Source organism: uncultured Shimia sp., assembly GCF_913054185.1.
Lineage (GTDB): Bacteria > Pseudomonadota > Alphaproteobacteria > Rhodobacterales > Rhodobacteraceae > Shimia.
Window position 1 is genome coordinate 1 of record NZ_CAJXIV010000173.1, and the last position, 2,547, is coordinate 2,547.

Genomic DNA, 2,547 nt, shown 5'->3' on the forward strand with positions numbered 1-2,547 from the left:
GTGCCAATGATGAACATCATCAACGGCGGCGAGCACGCCGACAACCCGATCGACATTCAGGAATTCATGATCATGCCTGTCTCCGCGGCCAACATCCGCGAAGCCATCCGCATGGGCGCCGAAGTCTTCCACACCCTGAAAAAAGAGCTGACCGCCGCAGGCTACAACACCGGCATCGGTGACGAAGGCGGCTTTGCCCCAGCTCTGGAAAGCACCCGCAAGGCGTTGGACTTCGTAATGACCTCCATCGAAAAAGCCGGCTACAAGCCAGGCGAAGACATCTACCTCGCCCTCGATTGCGCCTCCTCTGAGTACTACAAAGACGGCAAATACGAGATGGTGGGCGAAGGCAAATCCCTGACCTCCGCTGAGAACGCACGGTACCTCGCCGACCTCTGCAACGACTACCCGATCATCTCCATCGAAGACGGCATGGACGAAGACGACTGGGACGGCTGGAAAGCCCTGACCGACCTGATCGGCGACAAAGTCCAGCTGGTGGGCGACGATCTCTTTGTGACCAACCCAGCCCGTCTCGCAGACGGCATTGCTCAGGGCGTGGCCAACTCCATGCTGGTGAAAGTGAACCAGATCGGCTCCCTGACCGAGACGCTGAAAGCCGTCGATATGGCCCACCGCGCACGCTACACCAACGTGATGTCCCACCGCTCCGGCGAAACCGAGGACGCCACCATCGCCGACCTCGCCGTGGCCACCAACTGCGGCCAGATCAAAACCGGCTCCCTGTCCCGTTCCGACCGTCTGGCCAAATACAACCAGCTGATCCGCATCGAGGAAGCACTTGGCGAAACCGCCGAATACGCTGGCCGCTCCGTGCTGAAATAGGGCTCGGTGATAAGTTGAAAAACAGAAGTCCCCGACCTTAAGTTCGGGGGCTTTTTTCTGGGTGAAGCAATGGGAAACCAATGGTCCAGCAAAGGGCTATTTTGCAGTAAAACCACCGCTCACCACTTGATCTGGTCCTAAAGGGGCGCCCTTCACACGGCCATGCATTTATAGCCTCACGTTTTGGTAAGGTCAGAAGCCGCCTGATACGCAGCAGCCCGCACTTCTTCTGATAGTTCAGAATCCGGAATGGTCCGCGCCAAAACCATGCCCCCCACGCACAACGCGCTCATCGCCAGCGCTCGCTGTCGCCTCTTTGCGGCGGACCCTTCTTGTGTGGACTCAAACAGCCAAACCATAGCGGTCAACAGGTTTTGGTAGGCCTGACGCACTTCGGGCGATTGACGCGCGACATCAGACGGCAACGCGATCATCGGGCATTGATTTTCCAGCTCTCCCAAATGCTTTGCCGACAAGTAGCTGTCGAGCATCTGTTGGCCCATCTCCGGGGACAAATTTGTCGGGTCCACACCGGCATCCGCCCGCCATTCTGCACCTTTGCCCATTAGAAAGCTCTGCACAGCAGCCCCATACAAAACCTCTTTGCTGGCAAAATGCCTGTAGAACCCACCACGGGTCAGGCCTGCCTCTTTCATCACCATATCAATGGTGACTTTCTCAAAGCCGTGGGCATTGAACAAACACCGCGCAGCTTCGACAATTTTTGCCTTCGATTTCTCGGCGTGTCCTGAAGGATAGGGCATGGCTGATCTCCCAACTTTCCAAACTTACTAACACCAAACCAAAAGATGTCCTTCATCATCTTTTGAATCCTGAAATACGCTGACGAAATGGCAATTTGAAATGAGACAAACCCAATGACATTAACAATCACAACCACACTCGCCGTGCTCCTTGCAATCTTAGCGTTCCCATTAACTGTATATGTGTCGATTCAGCGCGCGCGGGTTGGAAAGGCCGCGGGTGAACTAACCGCCGCTGCATTTGGCCCCCATCCGGATGTCAAACTCACCGCCGCGATACGAGCTCAGGGAAACCTGATGGAATACGCGCCATTTGCCTTGATCCTGATTGGACTGGCAGAAGTCTCCGGTGCCCAAGGCATGTGGCTGTGGGGCGTCGCTCTGGCCTTTGCAGCTGGACGGTGGCTCCATGCGTTTGCAATGTTGACCAACCCCTACCCCCCAGCGTTGCGCGGCGTCGCTATGCTCACAACCTACGCCTCGATGATCGCACCAGCTATATACCTGTCAACGCAGTTGCTGTGAGAGGGTCTGCCGGTCACAGATCGCTGAAGTGCCCTACCATCTGGCGAAATCCAACGCGCTGCTCCGCATCGAGGAAGCCCTGGATGAGACCGCCGAATACGCAGGCTGGTCTGTGATGACGTAAGGCTTGGCAATAACTTGAAACCAATTAAGCCCCGCCAATGAGCGGGGCTTGTTCTTGTAACGGGTTAGCGGCCTCAGTGCAGGTGCTCAGACAGCACCTCAACCAGCTTATCAATGCGCACAGGCTTGGGAATAAAGCCGGAAAAACCAACGCCGTCACATTCCTGCTTCTGCATATTGGACACGCTTGCGGTCACGGCGATGATCTTTGGCCCTTCCGGGGACAGCAACCGGCTGATCTCGCGGGTGGCGTCAATGCCATCCATATTGGGCATGTTGATGTCCATCA

At 56.2% G+C, this 2,547-nt stretch carries 4 protein-coding genes; 2 read left to right on the forward strand and 2 right to left on the reverse strand.

Features of this window, described 5'->3' with window-relative positions; genetic code table 11:
* Positions 1-846: phosphopyruvate hydratase (gene eno, locus QZ517_RS19995; protein ID WP_294230823.1), on the forward strand; the 846-nt coding region annotated here is incomplete at its 5' end.
* Between the two features lie 176 nt (positions 847-1,022).
* Here eno and QZ517_RS20000 read toward each other — a convergent pair.
* Entirely contained in the window at positions 1,023-1,610 is a 588-nt protein-coding gene (locus QZ517_RS20000) for a TetR/AcrR family transcriptional regulator (RefSeq protein WP_294230825.1), read from the reverse strand.
* Positions 1,611-1,724: 114 nt separating this feature from the next.
* Here QZ517_RS20000 and QZ517_RS20005 point away from each other — a divergent pair, with 114 nt between their 5' ends.
* On the forward strand, positions 1,725-2,135 hold the full coding sequence (locus QZ517_RS20005) for an MAPEG family protein (RefSeq protein WP_294230828.1): 411 nt from the start codon (positions 1,725-1,727) through the stop codon (positions 2,133-2,135).
* A 197-nt stretch (positions 2,136-2,332) separates the two neighbouring features.
* On the opposite strand, the gene QZ517_RS20010 is transcribed toward QZ517_RS20005, so the two are convergent.
* A partial coding sequence (locus QZ517_RS20010) for a response regulator (RefSeq protein WP_294230831.1) occupies positions 2,333-2,547 on the reverse strand: 215 nt, incomplete at its 5' end.